General features: G+C 71.0%; 21 protein-coding genes and 2 pseudogenes. 8 read left to right on the top strand and 15 right to left on the bottom strand.

Going from position 1 to position 25,610, the window contains the following annotated elements; all coding sequences use genetic code 11:
- Positions 1-84: 84 nt before the first annotated feature.
- From C3492_RS17495 to hemL, 3 genes are all read right to left on the bottom strand, one after another.
- Positions 85-1,389 carry a hypothetical protein gene (locus tag C3492_RS17495; RefSeq protein WP_103812693.1) on the bottom strand — a complete coding sequence of 435 codons (1,305 nt, stop codon included), beginning with the start codon at positions 1,387-1,389 and terminating at the stop codon, positions 85-87.
- A 151-nt stretch (positions 1,390-1,540) separates the two neighbouring features.
- Positions 1,541-2,239, bottom strand: coding sequence for a histidine phosphatase family protein (locus C3492_RS17490; RefSeq protein WP_103812692.1), 699 nt, complete (start codon positions 2,237-2,239; stop codon positions 1,541-1,543).
- Positions 2,236-3,555, bottom strand: a complete 1,320-nt coding sequence (gene hemL, locus C3492_RS17485) for a glutamate-1-semialdehyde 2,1-aminomutase (RefSeq protein WP_103812691.1) — start codon at positions 3,553-3,555, stop codon at positions 2,236-2,238. Before hemL ends, C3492_RS17490 begins: the two co-directional genes overlap by 4 nt.
- A 640-nt stretch (positions 3,556-4,195) precedes the next feature.
- Between hemL and C3492_RS17475 the strand changes: the two genes are divergently transcribed.
- Positions 4,196-4,633 (top strand): hypothetical protein, encoded by a 438-nt coding sequence (locus C3492_RS17475; RefSeq protein ID WP_003974483.1) that lies wholly within the window; start codon positions 4,196-4,198, stop codon positions 4,631-4,633.
- Positions 4,634-4,700: 67 nt separating this feature from the next.
- Here C3492_RS17475 and C3492_RS17470 read toward each other — a convergent pair.
- Positions 4,701-5,920, bottom strand: a pseudogene (locus tag C3492_RS17470) (tyrosine-type recombinase/integrase); the annotation flags it as partial.
- A 253-nt stretch (positions 5,921-6,173) separates the two neighbouring features.
- Between C3492_RS17470 and C3492_RS46915 the strand changes: the two are divergent.
- From C3492_RS46915 to C3492_RS17450, 5 genes and pseudogenes are all read left to right on the top strand, one after another.
- Positions 6,174-6,323 (top strand): hypothetical protein, encoded by a 150-nt coding sequence (locus tag C3492_RS46915; protein WP_374938353.1) that lies wholly within the window; start codon positions 6,174-6,176, stop codon positions 6,321-6,323.
- A 201-nt stretch (positions 6,324-6,524) separates the two neighbouring features.
- Positions 6,525-7,499 carry an STAS domain-containing protein gene (locus C3492_RS17465; RefSeq protein ID WP_103812689.1) on the top strand — a complete coding sequence of 325 codons (975 nt, stop codon included), beginning with the start codon at positions 6,525-6,527 and terminating at the stop codon, positions 7,497-7,499.
- 156 nt (positions 7,500-7,655) lie between these two features.
- On the top strand, positions 7,656-8,168 hold the full coding sequence (locus C3492_RS17460) for a DUF5994 family protein (RefSeq protein WP_258055748.1): 513 nt from the start codon (positions 7,656-7,658) through the stop codon (positions 8,166-8,168).
- A 129-nt stretch (positions 8,169-8,297) separates the two neighbouring features.
- Positions 8,298-9,491 (top strand): PP2C family protein-serine/threonine phosphatase, encoded by a 1,194-nt coding sequence (locus C3492_RS17455; RefSeq protein WP_103812688.1) that lies wholly within the window; start codon positions 8,298-8,300, stop codon positions 9,489-9,491.
- 85 nt (positions 9,492-9,576) lie between these two features.
- Positions 9,577-10,179 (top strand): annotated as a pseudogene (locus C3492_RS17450) (SDR family NAD(P)-dependent oxidoreductase); the annotation flags it as partial.
- 145 nt (positions 10,180-10,324) lie between these two features.
- Here the strand turns inward: C3492_RS17450 and C3492_RS17445 are convergent.
- From C3492_RS17445 to C3492_RS17415, 7 genes are all read right to left on the bottom strand, one after another.
- Positions 10,325-10,855, bottom strand: a complete 531-nt coding sequence (locus C3492_RS17445) for a hypothetical protein (RefSeq protein ID WP_103812687.1) — start codon at positions 10,853-10,855, stop codon at positions 10,325-10,327.
- A 96-nt stretch (positions 10,856-10,951) separates the two neighbouring features.
- Positions 10,952-12,937: a hypothetical protein gene (locus tag C3492_RS17440; RefSeq protein ID WP_258055747.1), complete on the bottom strand. Its 1,986-nt coding sequence runs from the start codon at positions 12,935-12,937 to the stop codon at positions 10,952-10,954.
- Positions 12,934-14,097, bottom strand: coding sequence for a 5'-methylthioadenosine/S-adenosylhomocysteine nucleosidase (locus C3492_RS17435; RefSeq protein ID WP_103812686.1), 1,164 nt, complete (start codon positions 14,095-14,097; stop codon positions 12,934-12,936). Before C3492_RS17435 ends, C3492_RS17440 begins: the two co-directional genes overlap by 4 nt.
- On the bottom strand, positions 14,098-14,841 hold the full coding sequence (locus C3492_RS17430; protein WP_103812685.1) for an NUDIX domain-containing protein: 744 nt from the start codon (positions 14,839-14,841) through the stop codon (positions 14,098-14,100).
- Positions 14,842-15,009: 168 nt separating this feature from the next.
- On the bottom strand, positions 15,010-17,142 hold the full coding sequence (locus C3492_RS17425; protein WP_103812684.1) for a SpoIIE family protein phosphatase: 2,133 nt from the start codon (positions 17,140-17,142) through the stop codon (positions 15,010-15,012).
- 181 nt (positions 17,143-17,323) lie between these two features.
- Positions 17,324-17,878 (bottom strand): flavoprotein, encoded by a 555-nt coding sequence (locus C3492_RS17420; RefSeq protein ID WP_103812683.1) that lies wholly within the window; start codon positions 17,876-17,878, stop codon positions 17,324-17,326.
- 558 nt (positions 17,879-18,436) lie between these two features.
- Positions 18,437-19,267, bottom strand: a complete 831-nt coding sequence (locus C3492_RS17415) for a M55 family metallopeptidase (RefSeq protein ID WP_103812682.1) — start codon at positions 19,265-19,267, stop codon at positions 18,437-18,439.
- An 89-nt stretch (positions 19,268-19,356) separates the two neighbouring features.
- On the opposite strand from C3492_RS17415, the gene C3492_RS17410 reads away from it, so the two are divergent.
- Complete coding sequence (locus C3492_RS17410) at positions 19,357-19,629, top strand: hypothetical protein (RefSeq protein WP_103812681.1); 273 nt, start codon at positions 19,357-19,359, stop codon at positions 19,627-19,629.
- 117 nt (positions 19,630-19,746) lie between these two features.
- Positions 19,747-21,561 (top strand): phosphatidylglycerol lysyltransferase domain-containing protein, encoded by a 1,815-nt coding sequence (locus C3492_RS17405; RefSeq protein ID WP_103812680.1) that lies wholly within the window; start codon positions 19,747-19,749, stop codon positions 21,559-21,561.
- Here the strand turns inward: C3492_RS17405 and C3492_RS17400 are convergent.
- The 4 genes from C3492_RS17400 to C3492_RS17385 form a co-directional block, all read right to left on the bottom strand.
- On the bottom strand, positions 21,556-22,302 hold the full coding sequence (locus C3492_RS17400) for a hypothetical protein (protein ID WP_258055746.1): 747 nt from the start codon (positions 22,300-22,302) through the stop codon (positions 21,556-21,558). The genes C3492_RS17405 and C3492_RS17400 overlap by 6 nt on opposite strands.
- A gap of 131 nt (positions 22,303-22,433) precedes the next feature.
- Complete coding sequence (locus C3492_RS17395) at positions 22,434-23,867, bottom strand: HAMP domain-containing sensor histidine kinase (protein ID WP_103812679.1); 1,434 nt, start codon at positions 23,865-23,867, stop codon at positions 22,434-22,436.
- The gene (locus C3492_RS17390) at positions 23,868-24,614 is read right to left on the bottom strand and encodes a response regulator transcription factor (protein WP_103812678.1); all 747 of its coding nucleotides are present in this window, start codon (positions 24,612-24,614) and stop codon (positions 23,868-23,870) included.
- 306 nt (positions 24,615-24,920) lie between these two features.
- Entirely contained in the window at positions 24,921-25,493 is a 573-nt protein-coding gene (locus C3492_RS17385; protein ID WP_181140436.1) for an FMN reductase, read from the bottom strand.
- Between the last annotated feature and the right edge of the window lie 117 nt (positions 25,494-25,610).

Raw genomic sequence — 25,610 nt, 5'->3', positions numbered from 1 at the left:
CACCCCCCTGCCGGGCGGAAAACCCCATTTCAGGGCGTATTTACACGGGACATTTCGGGTACCTGACCCCGATCGGGCGCCGGCTCAGGCGGCGTCGGAGGAGGCGGACCCGCCGCCCCGCAGGAACTCCTTCCAGCCGCCCGTCGGCCGCTGCCCGACCTCCAGCGTGCGCAGCTTGGCGAGCACCTCGGGCTTCTGCACGTCCATCCAGTCCACGAACTGCCGGAAGGAGACCAGCCGTACGTCGGCGCCCTTCTCCTTCTCGCGCGCGATGTGCTTGAAGGCCTCCTCGACGGAGTCCATGTAGATGCCGCCGTTCCACTGCTCGAAGTGGTTGCCGACGAAGAACGGCGCCCGGTTCGTCTCGTACGCCCGCTGGAACCCCTGGATGTACGCCTGCGCGGACTGCTTGCGCCAGCCGGGGTAGTTGTAGGCGGGCGCCTTGGTGGAGTTCAGGGACTGGTTGGCGAGCATGTTGTAGTCCATGGACAGGACCTCGAAGGAACGGCCGGGGAAAGGTATCTGCTGCAACGGCAGGTCCCAGATCCCCAGCTTCTTCCCCGGCCAGACCTGACGGCCGCCCGGCGAGGAGGCGTCGTAGCGCCAGCCCAGCTTCCGGGCGGTGGGCAGCAGGTTGTCCTGGCCGAGCAGACAGGGCGTACGACCGCCGACCAGCTCCTTGTCGTAGTCGAACGGCAGCGACGGCAGATCGGTCCAGCCGGTGTTGGTCCGCCACTCCTTCACGAACGCCTTGGCCTGCCGGATCTCGCTCTCCCACTGCTGCGGGGTCCAGTTGCCGACCGTGCCGGTGCCGGCGCAGAAGTGCCCGTTGAAGTGGGTGCCGATCTCGTGCCCCTCCAGCCAGGCCCGGCGCACGTTCGTCAGCGTGGCCTTGATGTGGTCGTCGGCGAGGTAGCCGATGTCGGAGGCGCCGCGCGGGTTGTTCGGCGGCTCGTACAGCCGCTTCTTCGACTCGGGCAGCAGGTACAGCCCCGAGAGGAAGAAGGTCATGGACGCGCCGTGTTCCTTGGCCAGGTCCAGGAAGCGCGGGAAGAGCCCGTTGCCGACCTCGCCGGCGCCGTCCCAGGAGAAGATCACGAACTGGGGCGGGGTCTGGCCCGGCTCCAGCGGTTCGGGCTTGGCCGGCTGGTGCGGCTGCCTGCCGGTGAAGGAGGTGGAGCCGTCACCGATGGGCCGCGCCGGATGCGCGGTGCTCCCCTTCCCGTCCCCGTGCCCCCGCCCGGGCTTGCCCTGGCCGGAACCGTTCGGGTGGCCGCCGCCGTCCGAGGACGTGAGGCTCCCGCAGCCGGCGAGCGAGGCGGCCGCCGCCGCGCCCGCGCCGAGGCCGAGCATTCCCCGCCGGGAGAAGGTCCGGGAGAAGGTGGGCATGGAGATCCCCGATTCGTCGCTGCCTGCTGGACACCCAGTCAGAGGGCAGGACGATCGGGGAGGTTCCGCGGGTTCTTGTGATTTTCGTAACGACAACCGTGAAAGTGCGCTAAGCGACACCAAACGGACCGTCAGTGACGGCTGACACCGGTCAGGCGCCGAAGGCCTTCCCCTGGGCGGTGCCCTTCCCCTTCTGGGGCTTGGCACCGGCGCGCAGATGGACCGGGACCAGATCGATGGCGGGCTCGCTGTAGCCCACGGACACGATCTTGTCACCCAGGTATGTGAAAGTCGTCAGGGAGGCGAGCGTGCACTGCCGCTTGCGCGGGTCGTGCCACAGCCGCCGCCGCTCGACGTACGAGCGCACGATCCAGATCGGCAGCTGATGGCTGACCAGCACCGCCTCGTGCCCGCGCGCCCGGTCCTTGGCCGCGTTCAACGCGCCCATCATCCGCACGACCTGGTCCACGTACGGCTCGCCCCAGGACGGCCGGAACGGGTTGACGAGGTGCTTCCAGTTGTCCGGATTGCGCAGCGCGCCGTCACCGACGCCGAACGTCTTGCCCTGGAAGACGTTCTCGGCCTCGATCAGCCGCTCGTCGGTGTTGAGATCCAGCCCGTGCGCCTTGGCGATCGGCGTGGCGGTCTCCTGCGCCCGCTCCAGCGGGGAGGCGCAGACGTAGGTGACGTCCCGCGGGGCGAGGTGCTCGGCGACCCGCTCGGCCATCTGCCGGCCCAGCTCGGACAGGTGGTAGCCGGGCAGCCGCCCGTACAGGACCCCGTCCGGGTTCGCGACCTCGCCGTGCCGCATCAGGTGGACGACGGTGACGTCCTTGGTGCTGTCGCTCATTCTGCCGTGGCCTCCGCAGCCGCCCGGGCCGCCGCCGGAAGGGCGTCGGCGATCTTCTGAAGGGCCCGCTCGTCGTGGGCCGTGGACACGAACCAGGACTCGAAGGACGACGGCGGCAGATAGACGCCGTTCGCCAGCATCGAGTGGAAGAACGCGGTGAAACGGTACGACTGCTGCCGCTTGGCGTCCTCGTAGTCGCGCACCTGCCGGTCCGTGAAGAACACGGAGAACATGTTGGACGCGGTCTGCACCCGGTGCGCGACGCCCTCCTTCGACAGCGCCTCGCTGACGAGCGTCCGGATCTGCTCGGAGACGGCGTCGACCTTGTCGTAGGCGGCGTCGTCGAGCAGCCGCAGCTGGGCGAGACCGGCGGCGGTGGCGACGGGGTTGCCGGAGAGGGTGCCGGCCTGGTACACGGGCCCGGCGGGGGCGAGGTGGGCCATCACGTCGGCGCGCCCGCCGAACGCGGCGACCGGGAAACCACCGCCCATGACCTTGCCGAAGGTCATCAGGTCGGGCGCGACGCCCTCGACGCCGTACCACCCGGCGCGGCTGGTGCGGAAGCCGGTCATCACCTCGTCGGAGATGAACAGGGCGCCGTTGCGCCGGCAGGAGTCCTTGAGGGCCTGGTTGAAGCCGGGGTCCGGCGGCACGACGCCCATGTTGCCCGGCGACGCCTCGGTGATCACACAGGCGATCTCACCGGGGTGCCGGTGGAAGGCCTCCTGCACGGCCTCCAGGTCGTTGTACGGCAGCACGATCGTGTCGCCGGCCTGGGCACCCGTGACACCGGGCGTGTCGGGCAGCGCGAAGGTGGCGACCCCGCTGCCGGCCGCGGCGAGCAGCGAGTCGACGTGCCCGTGGTAGCACCCGGCGAACTTGATCACCTTGGACCGCCGGGTGAACCCGCGGGCCAGCCGGATGGCGGACATGGTCGCCTCGGTCCCGCTGCTGACCAGCCGCACCTGCTCGACGGGCTCCACCCGGGCGACGATCTCCTCGGCGAGCGCGACCTCGCCCTCGCCGGGCGTGCCGAAGGACGTACCGCGCGCCACGGCCTCCTGGACTGCGGCGATGACCTCGGGGTGCGCGTGCCCGAGGATCATGGGCCCCCAGGAGCACACGAGGTCGACGTACTCGCGCCCGTCGGCGTCGGTCAGGTAGGCCCCCTTGCCCGACACCATGAACCGGGGCGTGCCGCCGACGGCGCGGAAGGCGCGCACCGGGGAGTTGACGCCGCCCGGGGTGACGACGGAGGCACGGTCGAAGAGCGCCTGTGAGACCGGCGCTTCGTAGGGATAGGGCATTTCGCTCATGGCACTCATGACGTGCGACTACTCCGGCTTCTCGGACTCCGGTTGCGGGGTGACCTCCTCAGGGTAGGCCGAAGGCCGCGCCGAGCCCCGGCCGGACCGCGGTCGACGCCGGGATCGGACGCGGTCCACGGGGCCGGTCCGGCGTGGCGGGCCGGGATTCGGACGCGGCGGGTCCCAAGATCACAGCGGTGCCATCCCTCATCTGCGAGACTGAGACCTGATACACAAAGCCCATACGCACGTACTCATCAGGGGCCGGACGATCAGGGCCGGGAATCCCCCCGCGTGGACAGTTGTTCCACCGCACGTTTCGGCGGGCGGCCGTGGGGGAGGTCACTGACACGATGATCGGGTTGCGCGGCGGGGGCCACGCGTCCTAGAAAAGCAGTCGGGTGGAGATATGCATCGCGGTGGCGGACTGGGCGAGGGGACTGATGACCTGGGTCCTCGACGTGCCCGGCGGGGAAGGCACCGGCGCGACGCGGAGGAAACGACCGAGACACGTCAGACCGACGCACGACAGACACAGGGTGTACCGAGTGAGCCCGAGCGGTACGACCGGCAGATCGACCGGGATCTCGACCGCCGGCTCGACCAGCGGGCCGACCGCCTCCGGGCGGGGAGCAGGAATGGTGGTCGGGTGGGGGTGACGTACAAATACTTCGGCGCGCCGGACGGCGCGACCGCGGCCCGCGTCCCCATCTCGATGCGTCCCGAAGAACTCGGCGGCGACGAGCTGGGCATGAACGGCATGTTCACCAAGATCAAGCCGGAGACGATGGCCGCGATGGTGCTGACCGGCATCGAGGGCGTCCCCCTGCACAAGGTCCCACCCCTGGAACTGGTCGTCCTGCACCCCGACTACGCGGTCGTCAAACTCCCCATGACGGTCGTCGACCCCCTCCGCGGCATCGGCGAGGAAGCGGTCGGCGCGGCGGCCTTCATCTGGTCGACGGTCCCCGACCGGGGTGGGCCGCGGGACGCGTTCAACGTGTACCAGTTGCTGCACGAGTGGCAGGACTTCTCGCATCGGCTGCATGAGGCGGGGCATCAGCCGTACTGCCTGGTGTGGCCCTGACCTGGGGTTTCTCGGGTAGTGGGCGGGGTTTTCGGACCCCGCCCTCGTCATGTGCCAGGAGGGGACTTCAGGCGGCCAGGGCACATTGGGGGCACATTGGTTTCGCCGGGGGCACCGATGTGCCCTGGGCTCCCCCTGCCGACTCCTCCGTGAAGGCGTCGTCGATCGCCTTGCGGGTCCGCGTCTCGCTGGACGGCAGCAGATGCGTGTACGTCCGCAGCGTGAAGCCCGGGTCCGAGTGGCCGAGGTACTCGGAGAGCGCCTTGATGCTCTCCCCCGCATCCAGGAGCACGGAGGCGTAGGCGTGCCGGAGGGCGTGCATCCCGTCCTCCCGGGCCGCCTGGAGGTACCTCGCGCCGCGCTCACGGGGAGGGATCACGCCGGCGGCGGCCAGGGCGCGCTTCCAGTCGCCCATGTTGAAGACGCTGCGGTTGTACGCCCGCCGCTTCTGGTCGACGAAGAAGAGACGGAAGGTCTTCGGCTCGCCGTCCGGCTTGGCCCAGGGCAGGGTGACCTCGACCGGCGGGAACTCCTTCATGTGCGCCTTGAGGGCAGCGGCAAGCTGGGCCGGTAGAGGAACGGACCGGATCTTGTTCCCCTTGGGCAGCGCGAAGACGGCCTTCGTGCCGACGAGCCGCACCTGGCGGTTGACGTGGATCCAACCGGTCTTGAAGTCGATGTCCTCGACGGCGAAGCCGAAGACCTCGCCCTGGCGCAGGCCGCAGCCGAAGGCCAGCTTGCCGCCAGCGTGAAAGCGCTTGGGCAGGCCGGCGATGACTGCGCGAACGCGCTCCAGCGGCCAAGGGATGATCTTCTTCTTGGTCGCGGTCGGCAGCTTGACCGACTTCGCCTTGCAGGGGTTCTTCGGCAGCAGCCCGTCCCCCACGGCCGCGCCGAGGATGCTGGAGAGGATGTCGAAGACGCCCTCGATCGTCGACACCTCCAGGCCGGCGTCCTGAAGAGTGGGGATCCAGCCCTGGATGGCCGAGGGCTGGTTCAGGGAACGCAGCTCGCGTCGCGCGAGGTGCTCGACGATGTGGTTGCGGACCGTCGCCTGATAGCGGAGGGCTGTCGTCGGACCGACGGAGTTCGCGTCCAGCCACTCCTGCGCGTAGGCGCCGAGCGTCTGCTTCGTCTCGGCTGGCACCGCGTAGGAGCCGCGCCGGATCTCGACGTCGACCCCAGCGGCCCGGTTGTCCGCCTCGGCCTTGTGTCGAAGTTCTCCTTGCGCTGCCGGCCGTCCAGATCGCGGTAACGGACCTGCCAACGCTTGCCGACGCCGTGATCACGCACGAGGTGGATGCCTGGGTGACCAGCCGGTCCGCGTACGACCTCGCGTCCTGAAGCCGCCGGTCCAAGCCCCTGCTCCGTCGCCCTTGAACGATCGAACCGGTGGGCCGGGCCTTGCCCGTCCGGCCCACCAGGGAGGAATGCCTGTGGACGAACCTACGTCTTCCGCCACCGCCCCCGCTCCCCAGACCTCAGCCACCGACGAGGAGCCGGCGCGACCCGATGAAGGGGCCCCCTGCTACTGGACGAGTTGCGGGCAGCCATCGCGCGGTACGTGATCCCGCCGAGCGGCGAGGCGCTGACCGCTGTGACGCTGTGGGTGGCCGCCAACCACATCCAGCCCGCGCTCCAGCACGCGCTGACGCAGCCGCTTCCGGTTGCGGCCGACGTACGGTTGTAGTACCGAGGGCATCACGCACTCCGGCCCCACGCCGGGTCGTCCTCGGCGAGAGACGAGTGAATCCGGGCCGCCCCCGTGGTCGGCGCGGAGACGGGTCGGCACCATGTCCGCCGCGGTCGAAGCAACTCAGCGCAAGCTCATCACGGCAGGAACCGCGCCGAGCGCCCGCGCAGGTCCGCGACCCCGCCGAGGAGAGACGTGATGGCCGTTTCCCGGCTGGACATCCATCGGCGGAACCGAGGAGAGCGAACGCTCGTCACGCTGGCCGGCGACATCGGGCCGGCCACGACGCCGCTGCTGCGGGCCGCAGTGGAGCAGTGTCTGCTGGACGGCGTCACCGAGATCGACATCGACCTGACCACGGTCGGCTCCTGCGACGCCCGGGGCTTGGACGTCCTCCTGTCGGCAGCACGGCGCGCCGGCCGGGTCCACGCCCGCCTGCGGCTGCACCATCCGTGCGCTCAGATCGCCCGGCTCCTCGACGCCACCGGATCGACTTCGCTGCTCCTTACGGCCCCCGTGAGTCCCGTGCCGCCCACCGCATCCAGCGACCACATGAGCACCGCGACACGGGCGCCCGAGGACCCCGCTCGTCGGCCGGACCAGCCGGTCCTCAGGGACGGTATCCGCCTTCGCCGGCTGACCCGCCGGCAGACAGAAGACATGCGTGAGGACATCGCCGACCTGGCTGCGCAGTCCGTCGCGGGCACCGTCGGAGAGGCATACCACGACCGCGGAGACTTCCTGCACCGCTTGGCGGTCACCGCCCACCACCCCGGCTTCGCCCTGCTGGTCGCCGAGACGACGGTGCTGGTCGGTTGCGCCTTCGGTTTTCCGGTGGGCTCCGACGGCTCCGACGGCCGACAGGGCGGCGGAACGCTCCAGGAGATCATCCAGCCGCTCACCTCCTGCGCGCGGTTCGTCGTCCTGACCCAGGTCGTGGCCCATCCGCACGCACAGCACCGCGACATCGCCCACCGCCTGCAACAGCGTCTCCTCACAGACCTGCACTCCTCCCTCGCGGTCACCCTGCTTCATCCTGCCGACCGGGGAGCACGAGCCGCCTTCTCGTCCTGGGGCTGGCAGAACATGGGTGAGGTCGTCGGCCTGCCCGGCCCCGTCGCCCCCTGCGTGCTGACCTTGTCCGCCGGAGAACAGCCCTTGGCACGCCGATGATGTGGCAGTGCGATGGCCGCCCGCCACGCCGCCTGCCAGCCGGGAGTAATCTGAGACATACCGAGAACTTCCGGGCGCACGATGACGGCGGCGCCGTTCCCGGCGAGCGACAGACACGGGCAGCCGGAAACCGCACGCCCGGAACGGAATCGCACGATGAACATCATCACAGAGCCCGCCGAGGGTGCGGTGCCAGGTGACGGACACTCCTACCGGATGCCCATGCCCCGGCTGCGCCTCATGCCAAGTGTCAGCCATGGCCCGCTGGACGGCGCATGGTGGCCGCGCTGCGACGCACTGGAACTGGAACTTCCCGCGCTGGTCGGCTCCTTGGATCCGGGCATCGGCACCGTCACCCGCGTGACCGTGGAAACGGCCGCCTGGCCCGATGCCCCGCAGGAGGTGATGGCGCCCGGCCACGTGATCGAGGTGGTGCTGACCGATTCCGCCGCCGAGGCGCATGCCATAACCGTGGACTGCGGCACCGTGGGGAGCTGGGAACTGCTGGTGATCCCCCCGGACGAGCCGACCCGAGTGGCCACCCGGTTGCTGACCGCTGCTGCCGACCCCGCGAACCCACTGTCGGCTCCGCGCCTGCTGGCACTCGCCGAGAGCGGCCCCGACGGACAGACCGCATGGGAGTCGGAGGGAGGGGCCGGACCCAGGTGAGCAGCCCGGCCGACTCCGCCCGACCGGCGGGCCGGGCATCCACGACCGCATGATGGAGCCATGGCACCGACACATCCTTTGTCATCCGGGCCCGCCCCCGCCCGAAACGTGACCGCGGAAGGTGACGGGATGACGGCAGGGCGGCGCCCGGACCGGTCCGAAAGCTTCGGGGAAGCGCTCCTCGGAAAGATCCTCGACAGCGCGCACGAACTCCCGCCCCATCTCATCGGCCCCCTGGTCGCCGACGTGGTGGACCGGCTCGGTGGCCGCCGTCCGCAGGTGCTGTTGCAGGACTACGGCCAGTTGGTGCTCGTACCGCTGCCCGGGGAGGGCCTCAGCGGCGGGGAACCGCACGTGATCGACGGCTCCGAGGCGGGCCGCTGCTTTCTCGACGCGGTCTCCGTGGAGGTGCCCGAGCAGGACGGCGTCCGGGTCCATCTGCCCCTGCTGGACGGCGGTGACCAGGTGGGGGTCATGGCGGTGACGCTGGACAGCGTCGATGACGACGACCGCCGCCTGCTGCTCAGAATCTCCGGCCTGGTGGCCGACCTTCTGGTGACCAAGCACGGCTACTCGGACCTGTTCTTCGACGTCCGACGCGATGAGGGGATGAGCGTCGCCGCGGAGATCCAGTGGTCGCTGCTGCCACCTCTGGCCATGATCATGCCCCGGGTCGCCGTGGCCGGGATCCTGGAACCCGCCTACGACGTGGGCGGCGACAGCTTCGACTACGCGCTGAACGGCGATGTCCTCCACGTGGTCATGATCGACGCGATGGGGCACGGGCTGGACGCGGCCACGATGGCCACCGTGGCCATCGGCGCCTACCGCCACGCCCGCCGCTCCGGCATCGGACTGGCGGAGATCTACGAGTTCATGGACCGCGCCGTGGCCGAGCAGTTCGGTCCCGAGCACTTCGTCACCGCGCAGATGCTGCAGCTGGACACGACGACGGGACGGGTGCAGTGGGTCAACGCCGGGCACCCGCCGCCGATCCTCGTCCGCGACCATCGCGTCGCACAGCGTCTGGTCGCCCCGACGACCCTTCCCGTCGGCCTGGGCGGTTCGCAGCCGCGGGTGAGCGAGCTGGGGCTGGTGCCCGGGGACCGAGTCCTCTGCTTCACCGACGGAGTGGTCGAGGAACACAAGACCGGCGGGGAGGAGTTCGGGGAGGACCAGCTGATCGACTGTGTGAACCAGCTGGAGAGGACCGGCCGCGGCATCCGGGCGGTGACGCGCCGCCTGTCCCACACGCTCAAGCAGGCGCGCGGCGGACAGACCAGCGACGACGCGACGCTGCTCATGGTGGAGTGGCGCGGCTGACCTCTCGTCCCCGCCGTCCGTCACCGTTGCACGGCGGCAGGTACCGCACATCCGTGCGCCGCCGCCGGTGAACGCGGAGTAGAGTGCTCGTGGTCCACAGCGTGGCCAGGCGGCCGCCGACGCACTCGGTGCCCGTTTCGTCCGGATCGATGTGACGGACGACGCGTCGGTGGCTGCGGCCGCCGCCGACGTCGAGGCGCGCGAGGGCGGCATCGACGTCCTGATCAACAACGCCGGCGTCCTCGGAACACACCACCCCGCCGACCAGATCACGGCCGCTGACGCCAGCGAGGTGTTCGAGGTCAATGTCGTGGGGATCGTCCGGGTGACGCACGCGTTCCTGCCTCTGCTGCGCAAGTCCGCGAACCCGGTCATCGTCAATGTGTCCAGCGGCATGGGGTCGTTTGCGGCCACCCATGACACCGGGCGCGTCGAGGGCCGGGCCATCGCGCCGCTCTACACGGCGTCGAAGGCTGCTGTGACCATGCTGACCACGCAATACGCGAAGTCCTTGCCGGACGTGAAAGTGAACGCGGCCGACCCGGGCTACACCGCGACCGACTTCAACGGGCACAGTGGCCCGCAGACAGTGACCGAGGGCACCGACGCGATCGTCGAACTCGCCACCATCGGGGCGGACGGACCGACCGGAACCTTCCGCGACCGTCACGGTGAGATGCCCTGGTGACCCACCTCTGAATCCGGGACGCGCCCGGCGCGGACGAGGGTGCCGGAGTGGCGAACTCATGCCGACGTCCTTCATCTCGGCGTCAGTGCCTCACCAGCCACGGTGCCGAAGGACTCACCCTTCGCCGTCCGGCCCTCGGGCGTGACTACCGCTCCGCATAGCGCAGGAACTGCCAGCCCAGTACGGCAAGGGACAGTGTCTGTGCGAGGGAGACGGCCACAAGCGCAGGACGGACGGCGGGAGAACACCAGAAACTGGTCACGCAGATCATGGGCAAGGCCACGTAGGTGAGCAGATCCATGACGTTCTGCAGTCGCTTGCGCGTGGTGCGGCTCGCATCGTCGCGGTGGTAGGTCTCCCAGCCGAACACTGCGCCGTGAGCGCCGCTGAGCTCGGCCAGCCGCGGCCCCAGCTGGTCGCGGATGTAGCAGCCGACCGCCGAGATCTTCTCGTCATTGACCAGGTAGGTCCAGCCCAGGACCAGGCAGACCACAGGAACGGCGAGCAGGAGTTGTGCCTGCCCGCTCTGGACGGCGGTCGCCAGAATTGCGGTAACCGCGGCGAGCGTGAAGTAGAGCAGGTTGTCCCGGAATCCTATCCGTGTCTTCTGCTCCTCCTTTATGCGGTCGTACTCGGCTAGCAGCAGTCTGCCCTCGGTGACATCCTCTGCGGCCACGGGCACTCCTCACCTCGGGTCCCGGCTGGGCTGACGAGCGGGCGGGCAGGGTGATCCGGCGCTCCGGCCCCTGCCCGCACCGAAGGCCCCGAAGACTCAGTCGGCAGCACGGAAGGACGGCAGGCTGCCGGGGTTGTTTCGGTCGATCCAACCCTTTCCGTCCGCCGCGATTCCTTCCAGGAGGCGGAAGGTGTGAATGAAACCAGCCGCACTCAGGTTGATTTCGGAGATTTCCTGGGCGTTCTCGTCCGGCGCGATGTGATGGGTGTCGGCGTCTGCGACACGGATGTTCCTGGCCGGCCCGTTGGTGAGGACGAGCTCCAGGTCGTAGCCGACTTGACTGCGTTCCGTGACCTGCACGGAGGACAACGCGTCGAACCGGTAGTTGCTTCGGTGTCTGTTCCCCCGCTCTGCGTCGGTGAAATCGAAGTCCGCACTGATTTCGCGAACTCCACCCTGGGTGACCAGGAAAACACGGAAGCTGTAGCGCGAGTACCGCCAGGGACCGCCCTTCGCACGCCCTCGCTTGCAGGGGTGTGCAGGTGTCACCAGGATGGTGTGGGTGATCAGGTCGCGCCAGGTGAGCTGGTAGTGGCGGAGTGCTTCGTCGACGAACAGCGTCTTGTCGCAGGTGAGCCAGGTCTCCATTTCCAGCTCGCTGGGCCGCGTGGCGTCCAGGAACGACTTCCAGTTCTGGTACGCGGCTTGCCGCGCGGCCAGCCGCTCCTGGTACTCCTGGGTTTCCTCGGCCAGCCGGCGCTCCTCACCCCGGGCCTCCAGCCACGAGGACGCGGCCGCGCGCCCGGACCAGACCACGCCCACCACGGCCAGGACGGCCAGCACCATGTGCGACGCACCGGCAGCCGAGGCCACCGTGCCGAGCAGGGCCAGCGTCGTGAAGCCGAGAACGATGAGGGCGACGACACACAGCGCCTTCGCCGACGCCGACGTCTGGTTCTGGTGGCGGCGCTCGAACAGAGTGCCTTTGCTGTACCGGTCCCGGGCGTCCTCGGCGAGATGGCGAATCAGCCAGTTGACCCGGTCCACGCTGATTCGGCTCTCGCGGTAGAGAACAGCGATCTCGGCTACGAGGCTGTCGCGGATCTGGACGGTGAGACCGAGCCATTCGTGCGGGGCCAGTCCGTGTGGCACACGCTCACTGAAGTAGTGGTCGAACGAATGGCGGACGCGGTTGGTGAATCCGTCCCCGGGAGAGGCGGGATCGCGCGTGTGCGGTACCTGGAACATACGGTTCCTGGCCTTCAGTTGGTGTTCCTGGTACCACCATCGGCTACCGAAGTGCGTCGCGGTCGCGCCCGCACCGAGCGCCACCAGTAACTCGATGGCTGCCGCGGCCGGATCCGCGACCAGGGACAAGACGCAGAGAAACGCGGTGACGACGACGAACAGGCCGACTCGGAACGGGATGGCCGCCTGGGCGGCGGCAGCGGTGCTCGGGCGGGGCGGCAGGGCCCGCGGCCCGATGGGGTCGGGTTCGAAATAGGCCCAGACCCGTTGGATCCGGCCGTTGCCGAAGCGAGCCGCCTCGGCCCGCTCGCGGTTCTCGGCCCACAGGCTGTCCTTCAGCCCTCCGGTGAGCACGAGGTCGAAGTGGTGGAGGATCTCGTCCCGTCGGTGAGGTGGCAGCGCTCGCAACCGCTCCACTACACGTCCTGCTTCGCCGTCCACCGTGTTGAGCGTCGCCAGCAGTTCGAAAGCGACGCGCAGAGCGTCTTTCCACTCTCCCTCGGCGTAGTCCCCTACGCGCCCGGAGGCTTCGTGCAGCCACCGGAGTTCTTCGGTGCTGAGGTCGTGGTAGGCGCGTCCACTGAGCATGGCGAGCACCCCGTGGAAACGGACCTCCGCGCTGTCGTGTCCGTGGGCGATCGCGTCACTGATCATGTCGCGAGCACGGCTGGGAATGCCGTCCTGGAGGAACCGCACACCGACCTCGTACTTCTCCTGAGGCGATGCATCAGGATGGACGAAGTAGACGTTGGAGTTGTGTACGGTTTCGGCCTGGATTCCGACGGTGGAGTCGTATGCGGCCGAGTTGTGCGTGACGTGGCTGCCGTCGATCATGACAGGTCACCTGCCGCAACAACCAAGGGCGCCAGCATGGCCGCCAGCTCGGGACAGTCCGCGATCAGACCACGTAACCTCTTGAGCGCCATGGTGGCCCTCTTGGACCGCTCGGCGGTGTTCTCCCTTGCCGCCCGGCACGCGAAGCCCAGCTCGGCCAGTGCCTCGCGGTAGGTGTCCTCGTCGAGGGCGCCCTCGGCGTGGTGACGCTTCAGGTGACCACGGAAGGCATCCAGTTCCGCGACCAGGTCCGCCGGCCTGGTCACCTTCGCGTCCGCGTTCACGTAGACGGTGCTGCCCCTGACGGAGCCGGCCATGATGCCGACGGTGCTGTTGTGGGCGGTGTTGCTGACGTGTTCTTCTAGTCTGTCGGCTGTAGGCGCCCTGTCTGCCTCGGACACTGCGATCTGCTCCCGCTCCCCCACCAGTTCCACGGCGAGCCGTGTTGCGAAAGCCGCCGCGTTCGCCGCGGCTCGTGGTTGCCAGTTGCGGTCGTTCGCGCTGCTTTTCGTGCCGTCCGCTCGGTCGCTGATTCCCCGGATGATGGCCACCGGTGCCCCGTTGAGATGACCGGCCTGCGCCACACCGGCGGCCTCCATCTCGATGGCGAGCGCGTCGTTGTAGTGCTGCCGGATCCACCGCGCCTCGGCCGAGATCTTCGAGTTCTGCACGACCTCGCCGGCGGCGATCGCGCCGAAGCGCACCTGCGGCGCGCGCCCATGACCGGACGTGTCGTCGGCCCAGTCGTTCGCGCGAGCCAGATGCGAGCCGAGTTGGCTGACACCGTGCGCCGTCTCCCACACCCTGGGACGGGCCTTGGTCCCGTCGTCCTCGCTGGTCGCGCCGTGGTAGGCGTACACGTGTGTCGCCATCACCACGTCACCCAGCCTGGCAGTGTCCCACAGCGCACCGGCGACGCCGACGAACAACACGGCCACCGGCGAGAACTCCTGAATCGCACGCTCGGCGATCACCGCGGCGGAATGGTTGCCTTTGTTCGTCAGCCCGAGCGCGATACGGCATGAAGTGCCCTGCACGGTTCCCACCTCGAACAGCGTCCCGCGCTTATGACGGTGCACCTGCGGACCGGCCAGTTTCCGACGTACGGCCTGGTACTCGACGTTGAGGGCGGTGAGAATCACCACCAGGTCCTTCGCCATCTATTCCCCTCCTTCTCTCGTGCTCTCTTCCGTTGCGGGCGGCACAGGTCGCATCAATGGCGGGAACAACACCGTCTTCGGTCCGGGCCGGTACAGCCGAGCGGGCCGTCCTCCCGTACTCCTGCGTCCCGATCCGGCGGGAACGATGAATCCCTCGACGGCCTGGACTTTCCGGTAGAAATTCCGGGTGTCGAGTTCGGTGCCCCAAACCGCCTCGTACACCTGCTGCAACTCGGCTATGGTGAAGAGTTCTCCGCAGAACGCTGTGGCCAGCGCCGTGGATTCGAGCTTGGTGCGCGCGCGTTCGATTCCGTCCGTAACGATCCGGCGGTGGTCGAAGGCCAGTCGCGCCTCACCGGACAGGACGGATTCCGCGGGGACCCACGCGGCATCCGCCGCATCGGTTCCCGCCACCGGTTCGGGAAGTCCGGGTGCGATCGCCAAGTGGGCCACCGAAACGACTCGTCCGCGAGGGTCGCGGCCCACGTCCCCATAGATGCCCAGCTGTTCGAGATGCACCGACCCCGCAGTCAGAGCGGTTTCCTCACTCAACTCACGATGAGCGGCGTCCAGGATCCCCTCGCCGGCGTGATTGAGGAATCCCCCAGGCAGAGCCCGCATGCCCCGAAAGGGATCTTCGCCTCGCTCCACGAGCAGGACACACAACCGCCCCTCACGCAGCGTGAGGATCACGAGGTCGACCGTCAACAGCACAGGCGGTGGTGACCACATGTCATCTTGCATGTCTCCTACGGTACTTGGGTTCCTGTCAGTCTGACAAGAACGGCGCTACGGAGCCTGCGGATGCCGTATGGCGGGAGAGGCGCCGAGCGGTCGGCCCATCCCACGCTCCCCAGCCGGGCGTGGCCCTTCAGGCGGCGCGGAAGGGGCACGTGCGCAAGGCGGGAGAGGTCACACGTCCCGTCGCGGGCTGATCAGGAGCAGGGCGACGTCGTCGCTGCGCGGCGCGGTGTGCTGGGCACGGGTGATGAGGGTGCCGGCCAGGGCGTCCATGGGCTGGTCCCCCGCGTGGGCGAGCCGGTCGGCGAGGGCCGTGATCGCCTCCTCGATGTCGGTGCCGGGGGCCTCGACGAGCCCGTCGGTGTACAGGGCGAGCACGGCACCGGGAAGCAGCGGGACGTTCGCCGTCGGGTAGTCGGCGGCGGGGTCGATGCCGAGCAGGAGCCCGGGAGGCAGCTCGACGATCTCGGGGTGGCCGTCCGGATGGCGCAGGATCGGCGGGGGATGCCCGGCGGTGGCCAGGCAGGCGCTGTGGCGGGCGAGGTCGAGGTCGGCGTAGAGGCAGCTGGTGAACAGGCCGGCGTCGAGATCGGTGAGCAGGCGGTTGGTGCGGGCGAGGACCTCGCCGGGGGGTGCGCCGGCGGAGGCGTGGACGGCGGTGCGGACCTGCCCCATGAGGGTGGCGGCCTGGACGTTGTGCCCCTGGACGTCTCCGATGGCCGCGGCGGCGGCCGCCCCGTCGAGGCGGATGAGGTCGTAGAAGTCCCCGCCGACGTCCATGCCGTAGCTGGCGGGAAGGTAGCGGGCGGCCACGTCCAGGCCGGGGACGCGGGGCAGGGTGCGGGGCAGCAGACCGGCCTGGAGGTCGTGGGCGAGCTGCTGCGTGGCGTCGTAGAGACGGGCGCGGTCCAGCGCCTGGGCGATCAGCCCGGCGGTCGAGGTGAGGACGGAGCGCTCCTCGGCGGGGAAGGCGCGCGGCCGGTCGTAGGCGAGGACCAGTGAGCCGACGGGCCGTCCGGAGGTGATCAGCGGCAGGAACGCCCAGGCTGCCATGTCGTCCTGGAGGACGGCGGGAGGATAGGCCGTTCTGAGGTCGTCGAAGGTGCCGAAGAAGCTCGGGATCCCTGTCGTCAGGACGTGCACCGCCGGGGTGTCGGAGGTGAGGGGCGCCGCGTCGAAGCGGTCCATGAGCGCGGCGGAGTAGCCGTGGTAGCCGATGATCCGCAGTCTGCCCTCCGCGGCGGCCATGAGAGCGAGGGCCTGGGCGCCGAAGGCGGGCAGGATCTGGTCGGCGACCCTTTCGACGACGTCCTGGACGCCGACCGCCTCGGTGAGCGTGGCGGCCAGGTGCATCAGGTGGTACAGGGCCGTGGCCCGGCCGGGGTCCGCCGGGGGTGCGGGGTGCAGCAGGTGCGGGGGGAGTACGGCGGCGTCGGCCGAGGACGTGGGCACGATGCGCACGCTGATGCCGGACGCGTCCGGGTACAGGTGGAACGACAGCCACTGGTCGGGGGGCCGCCGGGCGGTGAAGGACGTCGGCCGGCGGCTCAGCACGGCGGCCCGGTAGCGGTCTTCGGCGACCGGGTTGTCCAGCCACGCGAGCGCCTCCCAGGGCCGGGCGCCCAGCAGGTCGGGAATGCCGGCACCGAGCAGCTCCGCCGCGGCGGTGGTGAGGAAGGTGATCCGGCCGTCCGGGTCGAGCGCGCAGCAGCCGCTGGGAAGGCGCTCGGCGAAGTCGGCCGCGGCCTGGGCTTCGGCCGGTCCGGCGGCACGGTTCCGCGCCGGGGACAGGATCCGCGGTTCGGGCCCGGCCAGGACGCAGCCGCTGTCGACGGCCTGCCGCAGGATCGGGCCCAGGCGCCGGCAGGCGTCGGCGATCACCGCACGCTCCTGTGTGCCCAGGGTGGGAGGGTGCGCGCTGGACCAGTGCAGCACCAGACCGCCCCACGTCCGTGCGCCGGTGCTGATCGGCGCGGCGACCAGGGCGAACGGATGCGGCAGGACGAGCGCCAGCTGCGGATAGCGGCGCGCCAGCTCCTGTTGGCTGCCGATCCACACCAGGACGCCCTGCCGTACGGCGTCGCTCACCGGGCTCGCGGCCGGCAGCGGAACGCGTGCCCAGGGCGAGGCGATCCGCCGGGAGATCCCGCTCAGCACCGCGAGCTGGAGCACCTGCCCGTCCGGGGACAGGACGTAGACCGCCCCGGCGTAGGCACCGGTCTTGCGTGCGCAGTGGTCCAGGACGGAGTCCACGGCGTCCGGTCCGGAGCCGGGGGAACGAGGTCCAGCGGCCGTGTCGGACACGCTTCACCCCCCTGTGCGGGGGCACCGGCGGCGAGAGGGCGGCTCCGGCGGCGCGGCTCCGCGCCGGCCGGACCAGACGGCACTCATATACGGACCATACGTCCAGCGGGCGGTCACGGCAGCGCGCTGTCCCCACGGTGGCGCGGCCTGTCCGGCCGGGCGGCGGGCATCGAGGCCGGCGTCACCGCACCGCGCTGACGACAGGGGCCAACAGCTCCAGGGCCTCCTCCCAGCGGAAGCGGTCCGCCGCGCCGTCGGCCTTCGGTCGGTGGGGTACGGAGGAGCCGATCAGGACGCCCATCGAGCGCAGGCGGTCCAGGCTCTGCCGGTAGGCGGGGTGAGCGGCCTGGGCGGAGTTCAGGTAGGGCAGGGCTGCGGTCGGGATGCCCATGCCGTACGCCTCGCACAGGATGCCGAGGGCCAGGGTGTCGGAGATGCCGGCGGCCCATTTGTTGATCGTGTTGAAGGTGGCCGGGGCGACGGCGATCGCGTCCGGGGGCGGCAGCGGGCGCGGGTCTCCCGGTGCGCGCCAGGCGGAGCGGATCGGGTAGCCGGTCCGGGCCTCGACCGCCTCCGCGTCGATGAAACCGAGGCCCTGGGGCGTGGCGACGACACCGACGTCCCAGTTCGCCTCCTGGGCGGCGGTGATGAGTCTGCCGACGCCAGGCGCGACGCCGCTCGCGCAGACGACGACGTACAGGAAGGGCTTCTTGTCCGGGGCGGTCGGCTCGGTCACGCGGGCACTCCCATTCGGCGGCTGATGCGGCGAAGTTCCGGCAGGCTACGTCGGCGGTGCCGGGAAGGGGAGCCGGGTGCGCGTTCACATCCGCGGGCGCTTGCCCGCGCACGCCGGCGGCGAGCGCGGGCCGGCGGTCGATCAACCGCGGGCGGGCCCAGCTCCCGCCGCGGCGACCGCACCGGGCACCGCCCACGCCTCCGGCCCACCGCGGCGACCGCACCCGGCACCGCCCACGCCTCCGGCCCACCGCGGCGACTGCACCCGGCACCGCCCACGCCTCCGGCCCACCGCGGCGAACGCTCCCACGCCACCCGTGCCACCGGCGCCACCGAGCACGGCGACCGCGCCAGTGCCACCCGCGCCACTTCCACCGGCGCCACTGCCACCGGCGCCCCCGAGCGCGACCGCACCCGCGCCGCCCCTGCCACCCGCGCCACCCCAGCCACCCCTGCCACCGGCGCCATCGCCCACCCGCCTCCAGCGCCACACCGGCCTACGCCCCCACACCGGCCGGCCACTCAGCCGCGTGGCCACCGCACGGCCGGCCGACGGGCGTCAGCAGTACGGCGGCTGGTTGGTGAGCGAGGCCGCCACTCGCATCCACACCCCGAACTGCCGGTACAGCGCGGGCAGTTCTCCGGTCGCCCGGACCGTTCTGGGGTCATCGGCGGTCACGCCGGGGATGCCGAGCAGGGTTGCGGCGACCGAGGCGGACTGCCAGCGGACGGTCAGGGTGGCCTCGGTGGTGGAGGGTGCGGGGCGGGGCGGGTCCTGGGACAGCGCCCGGGCGACCGCCTCCTCGATGGCCTCCCGTGCCTCCGCCCCCGGCCGCAGCTCGGCCGCGAAACGGTCACGTGCGTACTTCACCGGGACCGTGACGACCGACGCGTCCCACTCCGTCATCTCCGCGCACGCCGCGTCGTCACCCGTGAGGGCCACCACGGGCACGCCGAGGGCCGCGGCCGTGGCGTGGGCCAGGCCGATCTCGCCGACCGGGCGGCCGTCCAGCCACATGTCCTCGATCTCGTGGCCCATGAAGCTGTGGCTGAGCACGCCCGGCGCACCGGCACGGGAGTGGTAGCCGACGCACAGCGCGGCGTCGTACTCCCCGGTCAGCCCCTCCAGCATGCCGAACTGCTTGGGCCTGCCGCGCACCAGGCGGACCGCCGGGTGCAGTGCCTCGGGGAGCAGGTTGCGCATCGGCCCGTGGGCGTCGTTGACCAGGATGTCGGCCGCGCCGGCCGTCAGCGCGCCCCGGACGGCGGCGTTCACGTCCTCGGCCATCATGGCGCGGCCCCGCTCGTAGTCCCGGCCGCCGGGCTGGACGTCGTCGGCGTCGACGACTCCGGTGACGCCTTCCATGTCCACGCTGATGTAGATCCGCACGGCGTCGACCCTAACCGACCCTACGTATTGTAGGTTCCCAAGCGCCGACGGCCACCGGGCTGTTCACACGTCTGTTCAACGGGGGACCCATGCAGGACACCACGGAAGCGGAGCCCGGCACGGAGGTCTGCGCCCGCAGTCTCGCGCCGACGCTGACCGTGCTGATCGTCAGCCTGGTGATCGCCGCCGTCGGCGTGTACGAGCTGTGCGGCTTCGGGCTGCACAGCCTGGACCGGCGCCCGCACCTGTTCAGCGACGGCCTCGCGACCGGCGGGGTGATCGTGGCCGCGGTGGCCGCCGGCGCGGCGGTGGGCAACCTGGCCTGGCTGCTGACGGCGGCCCGGCGCGGAGGCGGCGACTGAGCGCCGCCGGGGGACGGGAGGCTGTGCGCCGGCTGTGCGGATTCCCGTCCCCTCGTTACCCTACAAGCTGTAGGGTCTGCGGTGCCCCGTCCCCGTCCCCAAGGGTGACCAGTCGCCATGCCCGCACCACAGACGACGTCCGAACAGCGGACGACCACCGCACGACAGCCGTCCCCCGTCCCGCCGCGGGTCCCCGCTCCCCGCCGCCCCGTCCGCGTCCTCTCCCCCCGCCTCCTCCGCATCGGCGGCGACCACCGGCTGCGCACCCGCGCCGCCACGGCCACCGTCTGGTACCTGCGCCTGCTGGCCGTGCTGAACCTCGCGGCGGTCGTGTCCCTCCCCTTCCGCGAAGAGGTGCACGAACACAACGCGGGCGAGTACTTCACCCCGTACCTGGCCACCGCCGGCCTGGTCTCGGCGGCCCTCGCCCTGTTCCTCGCGGTGGTGATGCGCCGTCGCAAACGAGCCGCCTGGCTCTTCAACCTCCTCCTCGCCGGCCCCCTCTTCGGCCTCTACGCCGTCGCCCTCACCCGCGCCCCCTACGGCGAGCACGCCTTCAACTGGGTCTCCACCGCCCTCACCGGCCTGTTCGTCGCCGCCCTGCTGCTCGGGCGCCGCGAGTTCGACGCCATCGGCGACCGCTCCAACCCGCGCCTCGCCCTCGCCACCGGCATCGGCGGCACCCTCGTCGGCGGCGGCCTCGGCACGCTCCTGGTCCACGCGACGAACCAGGTCACCGGCGCCGGCCTCAAGGACGAGATCGCCTACACCCTGCTGCGAGGCATCAGCGTCGGCCCGCTCGCCGACCACGTCACCGCCGTACAGGCCCCCCGCTGGGTGGACGTCATCGTCAACATCCTGATGGCCGTGGCGTTCCTCGCGGTCCTCTACGCGTGCTTCCGTGCCCCGCGCGGCGCCTGCCTGCTCGCGGAGGAGGACGAACACAGGCTGCGCGACCTGCTGGAGCGTCACGGCGAGCGCGACTCCCTCGGCTACTTCGCCCTGCGCCGCGACAAGGCCGTCATCTTCTCCCCCAGCGGCAAGGCGGCCATCGCCTACCGTGTCGTCGGCGGGGTCAGCCTCGCCTCCGGCGACCCGCTCGGCGACCCCGAGGCCTGGCCCGGCGCCATCGACGCCTGGCTCGCCGAAGCCCGCCGGCACGCCTGGACCCCGGCCGTGATGGGCGCGAGCGAGGAGGCGGGCACCGTCTACGCCCGGCACGGCCTGGACGCGCTGGAACTCGGCGACGAGGCGATCGTGGACCTCGCCGACTTCACCCTCGAAGGCCGGGCCATGCGCGTGGTCCGCCAGGCCCACAACCGGGTCCGCCGGGCCGGATACACGGTCCGCGTGCGCCGCCACGAGGACATCCCGGCCGAGGAGATGGCCGTCCTCGTGGACCGCGCCGACCACTGGCGCGACGGCGCCACCGAGCGCGGCTTCTCCATGGCCCTCGGCCGCCTCGGCGACCCCGCCGACGGCCGCTGCGTGATGCTGGAGTGCCGGGACGCGGACGGCGAACCCCGCGCCCTGCTCAGCTTCGTGCCCTGGGGCGAACGGGGCCTCTCCCTGGACCTGATGCGCCGCGACCGCGCCTGCGAGAACGGCCTGATGGAGTACATGGTCGTCGAACTCCTCCTCCAGGCGAAGGAGCTGGGGATCGACCGGGTCTCCCTCAACTTCGCGATGTTCCGCTCGGTCTTCGAACGCGGCGCCCGCCTCGGCGCGGGCCCGGTGCTGCGCCTGTGGCGCTCGACCCTCACCTTCTTCTCCCGCTGGTGGCAGATCGAGTCCCTCTACCGGGCCAACGCCAAGTGCCGGCCGGTGTGGGAACCCCGCTTCCTGCTCTTCGCCAAGAGCAGCGACATTCCGAGGATCGGCCTGGCGAGCGCCCGCGCCGAGGGCTTCCTCACCCTGCCGGGCCGCTCATAGCCTCCTGGGCCACAGGGCGGGCGGCCGCACGGAGTCGGCGGCGTCACCGGGAAAGTAGGAGTCCGTGCCGTCGCCCGTCCATCCGGGGTCGTAGGCGCAGGGCGCGGTGGTGCCGCCGATGAAGTACTGCCGGTCCGGGTCCCAGCTGAAGGACATCCGCTCGTCCTCGTGGTCCCGCCGCACGAACAGCGACCAGTCCTTGCCCTTCCCGCCCTCGCGGTACGACGAGACCTTCCAGCCGTCGTCCTTGAGCCGCTGGTGCAGCCGGCGCAAGCCGGGGACGGCCTGGCCGGCGGGCACGTGGTCCACCGCCCAGGAGTGGGACATCCGGTAGGCGCCGTCGACGGTCTTGTCCTCCAGGCCCAGCAGCCCTCCGTCGTAGCAGTAGCCGGCGTCCACCGTGTTCTCCGTGCTGACGCCGATGCGCTCGACCCCCGGCGGCACCGTCCGCGTGAACCCGAGGACGTCGTACGCCTCCTGGGAGTGCTCGAAGACACGGTCCGCCATCTTCTCGGGCGCGACCCGGGGAAGGTCCGTCCCGTCCTCCGCGTTCCAGGTGAGCTGGATGAACAGAGCGACCACGGCGACGAACAGCAGCCCCGCGCAGCCGAGACAGCCGAGGCCGAGGGAACGGGCCGCGGACCCGGCGGGGGCGGGGCCGCCGGACGCGGTCCCGGCGTCGGGGGTGGCGGTCGGCGCGGTGGGTGCGGTGGGTGCGGTGGCCGCGGTCTCCTCGGGCATACGGCGACGCTACGGCGGCGGGCCCGGCGGGCGGATGGGCGTACCTACCCGCCCCGGGATAGGTACCCGTACTCACCGGGCCACGCCCAGGCCCCGCCCGCGCCCGTCAGGTACCGCGCCGCCCGCGCCCGTCAGGTACCGCCGCCGCCCGGGACGATCCCGCCGCCCACCGTGAAGCCGATGACCGCTCCCCCGCCCTCCCGGCGGAAGGCGAACGGTGCTCCGCCGTGGGACATGGCGACCTCGCGGACGATGGACAGGCCGAGGCCGGAGCCGGGCAGGGAGCGGGCGTCGGCGGCACGGTAGAAGCGGTCGAAGATCCGGACGAGGTCGCCCTCGGCGATCCCCGGCCCCCGGTCCCGCACCTCCACCCGGACCGTCCCCGGCCGCGCCGGCCCCGTGATGCCGATCTCGATCGGCGCCTTGCCGTCCCGGTCGAACTTGGCCGCGTTCTCGACCAGGTTGGAGATGGCCCGCTGGAGCATCCCTGGCCGCCCGTCGGTCGTCGTGTCACCGCTCGCGTGCAGCACGATCTCCCGCCCGGTACGGCGCCGGGCCAGCCCCATGACGTCCTCGGCGAGGTCGGCGAGGTCCACCCGCTGCGGCGGCTCGCTGTCGGACTGCCCGGCGGCGAGGTCGACCAGCTCGTTGACCAGGTCGGTCAGCTCCCGGGCCTCCTGGGAGAGGTCGGCGACCAGGTCGTCCCGGGTGGCGGGCGGGAGTTCGTCGATCCGCCGCAGCAGCGAGATGTTCGTACGCAGCGAGGTCAGGGGCGTGCGGAGTTCATGACCGGCGTCCTGCACCAGCCTGCGCTGGTCCTCCTCCGACTGCGCGAGCCGCCCCAGCATCCGGTCGAAGGCACGGCCGAGACGCCCCACCTCGTCGAGCCCGGCCACCGGCACCTGGATGCCCAGCTGCCGGGTGCGGGCGACGTCCTCGGCGGCCGACGTCAGGATCACCAGGCGCCGGGTGATCCGCCGGGCCAGCCACCAGCCGAACAGGCCGGCCGCCACCACGACCGCCGCCATCAGGATCAGCGTCCGCTGCTGGAGCGCCCGCAGCAGATCCTCGGTGTCACTGAACTCCTGCGCGACCTGGACGGCCCCCCGCCCGTCGCCGAGCGAGACGGTGGCGATGCGGAACAGGTCCTCGTCCACCCGCACGTCCTTGTGCTCGACCACCTTCCCGGCCGTCCGCGCGAGGGCCATGGACCGGTCCCGGGAGGTGACCGGCAGCACCGGGCTGCCATGGTCCATGATCTGCCCCTGCGCGCCGAGCACCTGGACGTCGGTGCGTGCGGGACGGACCAGATCGTGCCCAGGACGGGAGGAGGAGAAGTCCTCCGGACCCATCGTGTGCTGCCGCACCTCGTCCTGGACGTCCTGCACGACCTGCGTGAACACCGACTGCTGGTCCACCCGGACGAGCCGCGCGGCGGAGTTGTACGACATGATGCCGACGAGGATCGTCACCGCGGCGGTGACGGCCGCGAAGGAGACCGCGAAGGTGGTGCGCAGGGAGACCAGCTTCGGCCGGGGCCGGTCCGGCAGCCACCGGCGGCCCACCTAGTCCTCCCGCAGCACGTAACCCACGCCCCGCACGGTGTGGATCAGCTGCGGGGCACCGGGCTCGTCCAGCTTGCGGCGCAGATAGCCGACGTAGACGGCGAGGTTCTTGGAGCCGGGACCGAAGTCGTAGCCCCAGATGCGGTCGTAGATCGTGGAGTGGTCCAGCACGATGCCGGCGTTGCGCACCAGCAGTTCCAGCAGCTCGAACTCGGTACGGGTCAGTTCCAGCTCGCGCCCGCCGCGCCAGGCCCGGCGGGCCTGGAGGTCCATGCGGAGCCCGGCGGCCTCCACCTGCCGGTCGGAGGAGACCGGTGCCTCGGAGGAGACCTGTGCCTCACGGACCGGGCCCTCCGGACCGCCGCCGGGGACGGGCACCGGGCTGGTACGGCGCAGCAGCGCGCGCAGCCGGGCGAAGACCTCCTCGACGTCGAACGGCTTGACCACGTAGTCGTCGGCGCCAGCGTCCAGACCCGCGATGCGGTCGGCGGTCTCCACGAGGGCGGTGAGCATGAGGATGGGCGTGCGGTTCCCCTCGGCGCGCAGCACCCGGCACACCTGGAGCCCGTCGATGCCCGGCATCATCACGTCGAGGACCAGCACGTCCGGCGGGTTGCGGTGCGCCTGCGCCAGCGCTTCCACGCCGTCGGCGACCGCCGTCACGTGGTACCCCTCCAGCGTCAGGGCACGCTCCAGGGCATGACGGATGGCACGGTCGTCTTCAGCGAGCAGCACAGTCTGGGGCACATCCCCAGTCTGCCAAGGCCTCCGGCGGTTCGACCGGGCCCGCTGGACCTGCGATCACCCTTTTTACCCGCCTCTCACCGTCACAGAGGCAACCGACAGAACCCCCGGATCCCTGGGCCGGCGGACCGGGCAAGGCCCGATGGAAACGGCGACCCCCTCGGCGGACCGAGCCGACACGACCGAGACGGCGCCCTCTCAGCCGGCCGAGCCGAGACCCACCCCGACCGGCAACCACTCAGCCGACCGAGCCGGCACCCACCCGGGACGGCAACCTCTCAGTCGGCCGAGTCGGGTGGGTGGGCCAGGTCAGCGCTGGAGTGCCGCGAGCTGTTCGGCGAAGGGCACAACGGCCTCCTCCCCCCGCCGCGGAGCCAACGGCATCAGCGCGGCCAACTCCGCCGCCGCCCGGTCGATCCGTTCGGCGAGTCCTTCGGCGCCCCAGTCCTCGGAGGCGGCGTAGACCCCGGTGGGGACGACGACGGCCCGCAGGTAGGCGAACAGCGGCCGCAGCGCGTGTTCCAGCACCAGCGAGTGCCGCCCGGTCCCGCCGGTGGCACCGATCAGCACCGGCTTGCCCGCCAACGCGTCCTTGTCCAGCACGTCGAAGAAGGACTTGAACAGCCCGCTGTAGGAGGCGCTGAACACCGGGGTGACCACAATCAGCCCGTCCGCCCGCGTCACCGCGTCCTGCGCGGCGGCCAGCGCCTTCCCGGCGAACCCGTTGGTGAAGTTGTGCGCGATCTCCACGGCGAGGTCACGCAGCTCGACCACCTCGACGTCCACCGGCGTCGTACGGTTCACCGCGGCGGCGAGCCGGTCGGCGAGCAGCCGGGTGGAGGAGGGAACGCTCAGCCCCGCCGACACCACGACCACCTTCATACGCTCGGTCATACGCTGCTCTCCTCCTTCTTCTCCTGCGTGTTCTGTCCGTTCTTCTGCTGGGTGTTCTTCGCGGCGAGCAGTGACTGGTGCGTCGGTGCCTCGGGCACGTCGGCG

It is taken from the genome of Streptomyces sp. Ru62, assembly GCF_002920615.1.
Lineage (GTDB): Bacteria > Actinomycetota > Actinomycetes > Streptomycetales > Streptomycetaceae > Streptomyces.
Note: the sequence above shows the minus strand (reverse complement) of the source record. Positions and strands in the feature narration are given on the sequence as shown.

Excerpts from the sequence above, each read along its gene's own strand:
- C3492_RS17495 (WP_103812693.1), bottom strand. The coding sequence starts at position 1,389 with ATGCCCACCTTCTCCCGGACCTTCTCCCGGCGGGGAATGCTCGGCCTC.
- C3492_RS17460 (WP_258055748.1), top strand. The coding sequence starts at position 7,656 with ATGAACATCATCACAGAGCCCGCCGAGGGTGCGGTGCCAGGTGACGGA.
- C3492_RS17405 (WP_103812680.1), top strand. The coding sequence starts at position 19,747 with ATGCCCGCACCACAGACGACGTCCGAACAGCGGACGACCACCGCACGA.
- C3492_RS17385 (WP_181140436.1), bottom strand. The coding sequence starts at position 25,493 with ATGAAGGTGGTCGTGGTGTCGGCGGGGCTGAGCGTTCCCTCCTCCACC.
- C3492_RS17435 (WP_103812686.1), bottom strand. The coding sequence starts at position 14,097 with ATGGCGAAGGACCTGGTGGTGATTCTCACCGCCCTCAACGTCGAGTAC.
- hemL (WP_103812691.1), bottom strand. The coding sequence starts at position 3,555 with ATGAGCGAAATGCCCTATCCCTACGAAGCGCCGGTCTCACAGGCGCTC.
- C3492_RS17410 (WP_103812681.1), top strand. The coding sequence starts at position 19,357 with ATGCAGGACACCACGGAAGCGGAGCCCGGCACGGAGGTCTGCGCCCGC.
- C3492_RS17430 (WP_103812685.1), bottom strand. The coding sequence starts at position 14,841 with ATGCAAGATGACATGTGGTCACCACCGCCTGTGCTGTTGACGGTCGAC.
- C3492_RS17400 (WP_258055746.1), bottom strand. The coding sequence starts at position 22,302 with ATGCCCGAGGAGACCGCGGCCACCGCACCCACCGCACCCACCGCGCCG.
- C3492_RS17455 (WP_103812688.1), top strand. The coding sequence starts at position 8,298 with ATGACGGCAGGGCGGCGCCCGGACCGGTCCGAAAGCTTCGGGGAAGCG.
- C3492_RS17440 (WP_258055747.1), bottom strand. The coding sequence starts at position 12,937 with ATGATCGACGGCAGCCACGTCACGCACAACTCGGCCGCATACGACTCC.
- C3492_RS17490 (WP_103812692.1), bottom strand. The coding sequence starts at position 2,239 with ATGAGCGACAGCACCAAGGACGTCACCGTCGTCCACCTGATGCGGCAC.
- C3492_RS17465 (WP_103812689.1), top strand. The coding sequence starts at position 6,525 with ATGGCCGTTTCCCGGCTGGACATCCATCGGCGGAACCGAGGAGAGCGA.